Origin of the sequence: Acidocella sp. (assembly GCF_013044125.1) — a bacterium.
GTDB lineage: Bacteria > Pseudomonadota > Alphaproteobacteria > Acetobacterales > Acetobacteraceae > Acidocella.
Genome location: NZ_JABEVC010000050.1, coordinates 1 through 6,431, shown reverse-complemented (window position 1 = coordinate 6,431; position 6,431 = coordinate 1). Strand labels below are relative to the sequence as shown.

6 protein-coding genes and 2 tRNA genes are annotated in these 6,431 nt (G+C 62.6%); 2 read left to right on the top strand and 6 right to left on the bottom strand.

Annotated features, from left to right (window positions below; genetic code table 11):
* The 6 genes from HKL97_RS02665 to HKL97_RS02640 form a co-directional block, all read right to left on the bottom strand.
* The coding region (locus tag HKL97_RS02665; RefSeq protein WP_291422558.1) for an ATP-binding cassette domain-containing protein at window positions 1-338 on the bottom strand (338 nt) is incomplete at its 3' end.
* Between the two features lie 36 nt (window positions 339-374).
* Window positions 375-451 (bottom strand) — tRNA-Pro (locus HKL97_RS02660).
* A gap of 88 nt (window positions 452-539) precedes the next feature.
* Window positions 540-1,241 carry a CBS domain-containing protein gene (locus HKL97_RS02655; protein WP_291422557.1) on the bottom strand — a complete coding sequence of 234 codons (702 nt, stop codon included), beginning with the start codon at window positions 1,239-1,241 and terminating at the stop codon, window positions 540-542.
* 61 nt (window positions 1,242-1,302) lie between these two features.
* The gene (locus HKL97_RS02650; RefSeq protein WP_291422556.1) at window positions 1,303-1,956 is read right to left on the bottom strand and encodes a helix-turn-helix domain-containing protein; all 654 of its coding nucleotides are present in this window, start codon (window positions 1,954-1,956) and stop codon (window positions 1,303-1,305) included.
* 461 nt (window positions 1,957-2,417) lie between these two features.
* On the bottom strand, window positions 2,418-3,641 hold the full coding sequence (locus HKL97_RS02645) for an MFS transporter (RefSeq protein ID WP_291422555.1): 1,224 nt from the start codon (window positions 3,639-3,641) through the stop codon (window positions 2,418-2,420).
* A 164-nt stretch (window positions 3,642-3,805) separates the two neighbouring features.
* A tRNA-Pro gene (locus tag HKL97_RS02640) sits at window positions 3,806-3,883 on the bottom strand.
* 168 nt (window positions 3,884-4,051) lie between these two features.
* On the opposite strand from HKL97_RS02640, the gene HKL97_RS02635 reads away from it, so the two are divergent.
* Together HKL97_RS02635 and HKL97_RS02630 are read left to right on the top strand one after the other, a co-directional pair.
* Entirely contained in the window at window positions 4,052-4,858 is an 807-nt protein-coding gene (locus HKL97_RS02635; RefSeq protein WP_291422554.1) for an N-acetylmuramoyl-L-alanine amidase, read from the top strand.
* Window positions 4,859-4,950: 92 nt separating this feature from the next.
* Window positions 4,951-6,431: transglycosylase domain-containing protein (locus tag HKL97_RS02630; protein ID WP_291422553.1), on the top strand; the 1,481-nt coding region annotated here is incomplete at its 3' end.

Below are 6,431 nucleotides of genomic sequence, written 5' to 3'. Positions count from 1 at the left end.
GTTTTGGCCACCGCGGGGTCCACCCGCCACAGCCCGGCGACGAATTCGAGATATTCCATCGGGCTCAGCCGGTCGTAGAGCAACGGCTCATCGGGCAGCCAGGCCATAATCGCCTTGGCCCCCAGGGGGTCTGCCAGCACATCACGCCCGAACACGCAAACACTGCCCGCATCAGGGCGCATCAGCCCGGCGATGATCCGCAACGTCGTGGTTTTGCCCGCCCCGTTGGGCCCCAGCAAAGCGTAAAACTCACCCGGCGCGATGCTGAGGTCGAGCCCGGCGATGACCGGCCGGGCGAAGGATTTGCTCAACCCACGAACGCGCAACGCCTCGCTCATGCAAACCCGCCTGCGCTAAAATTTATGGAGCTGAATTGGTCGGAGCGGCGGGATTCGAACCCACGACCCCCAGTCCCCCAGACTGATGCGCTACCAGGCTGCGCTACGCTCCGACCGTGCGGGAGGCTGTAGCAACTATGTCCGGCGCTCACAAGCAACGAGCGACGAATTTCTTGCAACCCCGTCCGCCGGTGAAAAAATTTACGGCGCGGGAAACGCCATGCCCGAAGCCGGATCGACGAACAGCAGCTTGTCCTCGACCTCTTTCACCCCCGGCGCGTTCTCTGCGATCACCACCACCGCCTGGCGCTCCTCATCGCTGAAAATAGTGCCTTCCAGCGTCACCTTCTTGGCATCCACCTTGACGCGAATGCCCGATTTAGGCGCCCAGCGGGCATGCTCCAGCTCGGCGCGAATGTAATTGCTAATCGCCTCGTCACTGGTGTTCTCCGGTGTCTCGATCAGCTTGCGGGCCAGGATGCGCAGCAGGTCGGTACGGCTGATCATGCCTACCAGCTTGCCGTCATCGAGCACCGGCAGGCGCTTGATATGTTTGCGCAGCATCAGATCCGCGGCTTCGGACAGCTCCGTATCCGAGGTGACGAACACCGGATTATGCGTCATCACCCCGCTGACATGGCGGGCATGCGTGGCGACATAATCAGCCGCGACGGTGGAGGGCAACAGAAACGTCTTCAGCCAGCCGGCCTGCTTGCCATCGGTGCCGATCTCGGCGCGGCGCAACAGATCCCCCTCGCTGACAATGCCAATCAGCTTGCCCGCGTCATCAAGCACGGGCAAACCAGTGAGCCGATTCGCAAGCATAATCCGCGCGGCATCGGCCACGGCCGTCGAAGGCCGCACAGACACAGCATTTTTATTCATCAGCTCGGCAACCTTCATGATATCCTCCATTATATGAACGGATCATCCCAGGCCGGCCGGCGAGGCGCCATGACGCAGATCAAACTGCGGCTTCAGCGATTTCCGAGAGCGTGCGCGGACGGAGCAGGATAATCTCGTGGATGTTGGGAATGTCGATCATTCCATCGCGCTTAAGCTGGCTGAGCGAGCGCGACACGGTCTCGATCGTCAGCCCCAGGTAATCCGCAAGGTCAGTCCGGGAAAGGGGTAGTTTCAGCACGGAATTGGCCGCAGGCAACCCGCCGGCGGGGCACATTTCCAGCCGCACCGCCCAGGAGAGCAGAAAGCTGGCGATCCGTTCAATTGCGGTCTTGCGCCCGAGCAACAGCATCTGCTGCTGCGCCAGCACCAGCTCATGCATCGCCACGCCGAGGAGCTTGCGCTCAAGCACCGGCAACTCCTCGAACACCGCCATCAGGCTGGCGCGGCTGAAGCGGCAGAGCTTCACGCTATCCATCGCCTCGGCGGAGAATGCGTTGTTCTCACCCGCCGCAAGCCCCAGGAAATGCCCCGGCCCGGAAAAACCGGTAATCTGGCGGCGCCCATCCGGCAGGGATTTAAACAACCGCACGTTGCCATGGTTTATATTGTAGAAATAGGCCGCCTTCTCGCCTTCTTCGACGAACACCGTGCCAGGAGCCAGGGTGATGCGCTGCGCCGAACGGGCCAGAAATGCGAGCTCATCTTCAGTCAACGCCTCGCACAACCCGTTGTGGCGCGCACCGCAATCTTCGCAGTTCGAAGGCGTAGGCCGATTCGCGAGATTAATTGCTATCGGGCGGCGGAACTCCGAAAGCTCATTTAAGATTGCCATGACCAAACCTTAACAAGGAACGCGGCTTTGATCCATATCAAAAAAATACCGCTGGCTGCGATTTGTCCCTGTCCGTTGCAGCCGATCGGCCAAACGGCCGGCAACTGAGCCACGGCCAGGCGGCGGCCAGGGCCAATTCTCCCAGGCTGAACAAGCTTCCTTCTGGACCTGCGGCCTGAACCTGCGGCAGCGCCGGAGAAATATCCCGCGCCGCGCCGGATGAAATTCAGCAGCCTCCCCAGGGCAGCTTGCACCGCTGTCATGCATGCGGAACATATGGTTGCGGACATCAACCCGCCCGCGGGAAACGCGCCGGCCCGCCACCGCGAGCCGGCTCCGCATCAAGTCTCGGACGTCGTGGCCATGGAGACATTGCGCGCCTCCGGGCCGAAGAGCATCATCAAGATGAGCACCACCGCGACGCTGCCCGCCACCAGCATCAGCGCGTAGCCGTAGTCGCCGCCGTGCCGCATCGCGATGCCAACCTGGAGCGGCGCGTTCACCGAGGCGATGAAGTTGCCCAGCTGATAGATAAAGCCGGGAAAAGTGCCGCGGATTTCCGCCGGGGACAGCTCGTTGAGATGCACCGGCACCACCCCCCAGGCTCCTTGTACGGCAAACTGCATGAGGAACGCGGCGATGCCGACTTCCAACGCCGATGTACCCTCCGCCCAAAAATACAGCACCAGCAGCGAAAGCACGCAGGCGCCGATGATCGCGTAGCGCCGGCCGATCTGCTGGCTGAGCCAGCCGAAGGCAATACCGCCCAGAATCGCGCCCAGATTATAGAGCAGCACAATATCAGTGAGCGTGGCATGGTTGAAATGCATCTGCTTGGCCAGGAACAGCTTGGGATAAATATCCTGCGTGCCGTGCGAGAAGAAATTGAACGCCGTCATCATCACCACGCCATAAACCGCGAGCTTGGCGTTCTTGCGCAGCACATCCCAGATGGAGATTTTCGGCCCGGTCTTGATCTTGCTGAAGGCGGGACTTTCCTCAATCTGGCTGTTGATGAAGAAAATCAGCAATGCCGGCGCGGCGCCGACGAAAAACATGCCGCGCCAGCCGAGGGAATGATACGCAAAACCAAACAGCAGCGTGGCGAGAAAATAGCCGGAGGGATACCCCGCCTGCAACAGACCCGAAACCCAGCCACGCCAGCGTTGGGGGATCGTCTCCATCGCCAGCGAGCTGCCAACACCCCACTCCCCGCCCATCGCCACGCCGAACAAAGTGCGAATTGCGAGGAAGGAGGCAAAGGACCAGGCAAAGCCGCTGGCCGCCTCAAACAGGGAGTAGAGGAAGATGACCAGCATCAGCACCGGCTTGCGGCCGTATTTATCGGCAAGACGGCCGAAGATGAAGGCGCCTACCGCCCGGGTCGCGAGGGTCAGCGTGATCGCCAGGGTGATGGACGTGACCGATACGCCAAAGGTCTTGGCCACATCGTCAAATGTGAAAATCAGAATGAAAAAATCGAACGCATCGAGCGTCCATCCCAGATATGCCGCTACAACGACATTGCGGGCTCGCCGGAAATCTTCTTGTACGCTCGCCGACATACTTCCCCCCATCAACTGTTTCCCATTCCGCGGAATGGAGTCTGACGGATAGTTGCATGGGATCTGGCGCCGGCACAACGCCCGGGCGCACAAAGCCCGGGGCAAAAAGGAGCCCCGTGGGACACCAACAGCGATGCGATTGAATTTTACGGGACCATTCAAAATGGTCGGAGTGAGAGGATTCGAACCTCCGGCCCCTGCGTTCCGAACACAGTACTCTAACCAGGCTGAGCTACACTCCGTCGCGAGACCCTATAGCTGAACCCGCCCCCCTACCGCAAGATGCCAGACGAAGAAGAATCCAGCGGGCGGCAGCTGGCGCAAAACCTCATGTTTTCAATCTGTCGTGGACAAAACCGGAGACCTCACGCTAAGTGCGCGCGCAAACCTTGTGGTCAGCAACCTGTATCATGTGCGTGAACTGCCTGAGCCGACGCCGTCTTGCCCAACTCGCTTTTGGCTTCACCGCCGGAGCGCTGGCCGGCGGCATGCCCGCGCGCGCTACAACCCGCGCGCCGCATGCCCTGCCATTGGTGATGCTCGACCCCGGCCATGGCGGGCAAGACCCTGGGGCCATCGCCCCTGACGGCGTGTTCGAGAAGACCATCACCCTGGCCACCGGGCTGGCCCTGCATGAAAACCTGCTCGCCACCCGGCGGTATCGCGTGAGGATGACCCGCATGCGCGACGTGTTCATCCCGCTGGAGCAGCGTGTCGCGGACGCGGTGGCGGCCAAGGCCGATCTGTTCCTGTCCCTGCATTGCGACCACCTGCCCAACCCCGGCCTGCGCGGCGCCTCGATCTTCACGCTTTCCAACACCGCCTCAGACAAACTGGCGGCCAGCATCGCCAATGACGAAAACAACGCCGACGCGGCGGGAACGCCCATGGCCGGGGTTTCTCCACAGGTGGCGGGAATTCTGGCCAGCCTGGAGTCGCGCGCGACCAAGCTCGGCTCGGCAACCTTCTCGCAGGATCTGGCAACCTCGTTCCGCGGCGTGATCCCGCTGTTGCCGGACCCGCAGCGCAGCGCCAATTTCGCGGTGCTGCGCGACCCCTCCACCCCGAGCACCCTGCTGGAAATGGGCTGCCTCACCAATCCTCTGGACGAGGCCCGTCTGCGCAACCCCTGGCAGCGCGCGCTTCTGGTCCGGCGGATCACAGACGCCATCGACACATATTTTGTGCATTTCGCCGGCCGGCGGGTGGCCGGTTAACGGCTTGCCCGCGCAATTGCTGGTAAATTGTTGCGGCAATTTTATTCAAAGCATCCTCGCAGGCACGAAACTGGAGTGCTAAGGAGCCGCCTATGCCCGACTCAAGAGATTCCTTCAGCGCCGGTGAACGCTTAAGCCCAGCCCGCCGGGAGCCGCCGCGCCAGCCGCCGCGCAAGCCCACCCCCCCGCGCGGCGCAGGCAAAGGCCCGCAAAAACCAGGTATTTTTCGCCGGGTCATCCGCTTTTTCGTCACCAGCCTGTACCGCCTGGTATTTTTGGGCGCCATTGCCGCCGTTATCGCCGGGGCAGGCGCCTTTCTTGTGTTCAGCGCCGGGCTGCCCAGCGTCGAGGCGCTGAAAACCTACACCCCGCCGCTGGAAAGCCGCGTCTATTCGGATGATTTCCATCTCGTCTCGGAAATCGGCGGGCAGCATTGCATCTATGTGCCTTACGACCAGATCCCGCCGTTGGTGGCGCAGGCGTTCATTTCCGCCGAGGACCGGATGTTCTGGGTGGAACCGGGGATCAACCCGCTTGCGATCATGCGCGCGGCGCTGACCGACATCGCCCGCATGGGCAGCGGGCGCCGCCCGCAGGGGGCCTCCACCATCACCGAGCAGGTGGTGAAGAACATGCTCCTCGACAATCACATCACCTTTGCCACCAAAATCAAGGAAGTGCTGCTGGCGATGCGCGTGAGCCAGGTGATGACCAAGCAGCAGGTCATCACGCTCTACCTCAACGAGGTTGACCTCGGCCACAACACCTTCGGCATCGCCGCCGCGGCGCAGACCTATTTCAACAAGCCCCTGAGCCAGTTGGACATCGCGCAGGCGGCCTCGCTGGCGGCCTTGCCCAAGGCGCCGACCAATTACGATCCCTTCTTCCACCCGCAGGACGCGCTGACCCGGCGCAATTTCATCATCGGGCGCATGCTGGCGGATGGCGCCATTACCCAGGCCCAGGCTGACGCCGCCACCGCCGAGCCGCTGCTGCCCCATGCCGGCGGCGCCGCTCCGGCCGCCAGCGGCGGCGATGGCTACTTCGCGGACGCCGTGAAAGCCGACCTCACGCAGCGCTTCGGCGCCGATGTGGTGAACCAGGGCGGGTTGATCGTGCACACCAGCCTGGACCAGACCCTGCAGACCGCCGCCACCACGGCGGTGCGCAACGGGCTGGAGCATTACGACCGCATCTACGGCGGATGGCACGGGCTTGTGGCCCATGTGGATGACCCCGCCCTGGCAACCAACTGGCGGGCGGATCTGGCCAAACAGGCAACACCGCCGGGCATGCGCCACAACTGGCGGCTTGGCATCGTGCTGGCGGCGGATGGCGGCGCGGCCCGCGTCGGCTTTGCCGATCCGCTCAGCAACACGGCCAGAACCGGCACATTGCCCCTGCAAAACATGCGCTGGACACATACCAGCAATGTCGCCAGCATTCTGCACCCTGGGGACATCATCATGGTCTCCGGCGGCAAGACCCTGGCGCTGGAACAAATCCCCAAGGTCCAGGGCGCGTTGATCTCCATGGACCCGCGCACCGGGCGCGTGCTCGCCATGGTCGGCGG

Coding starts and splice junctions, on each gene's coding strand:
- HKL97_RS02655 (WP_291422557.1), bottom strand. CDS start 1,241: ATGAAGGTTGCCGAGCTGATGAATAAAAATGCTGTGTCTGTGCGGCCT.
- HKL97_RS02645 (WP_291422555.1), bottom strand. CDS start 3,641: ATGTCGGCGAGCGTACAAGAAGATTTCCGGCGAGCCCGCAATGTCGTT.
- HKL97_RS02635 (WP_291422554.1), top strand. CDS start 4,052: ATGTGCGTGAACTGCCTGAGCCGACGCCGTCTTGCCCAACTCGCTTTT.